This is a genomic window from Cellulomonas sp. P4_A2 (assembly GCF_056402515.1).
Window position 1 is genome coordinate 1 of record NZ_JBFUHG010000207.1, and the last position, 376, is coordinate 376.

The 376-nt window shown below is 70.2% G+C and carries 1 protein-coding gene; it reads left to right on the top strand.

Features of this window, described 5'->3' with window-relative positions:
* On the top strand, positions 1-376 hold a 376-nt coding region (locus AC1DUE_RS20745; protein ID WP_477041282.1), incomplete at both ends, for an acyl-CoA dehydrogenase family protein.

Genomic DNA, 376 nt, shown 5'->3' on the forward strand with positions numbered 1-376 from the left:
GCAGGAAGCCGTCCGGCAGCTCGCCAAGGACTTCGTCGCCCGCGAGATCACCCCGCATGTCGTCGAGTGGGACCGCGCCGAGAATGTCGACAGGTCGATCGTCAAGAAGCTGGGCTCCCTCGGCTTCCTCGGGCTGACCGTCCCCGAGGAGTACTGCGGCTCGGGCGGCGACCACCTGGCGTACTGCCTGGTCACCGAGGAACTCGGCCGTGGCGACTCCTCGGTCCGCGGCATCGTCTCGGTCTCCCTGGGCCTGGTCGCCAAGACCATCGCCACCTGGGGCGACGAGGAGCAGAAACGGCAGTGGTTGCCCCGGCTCACCGCGGGCGAGGCGATCGGCTGCTTCGGCCTCACCGAGCCCGGCACCGGCTCGGAC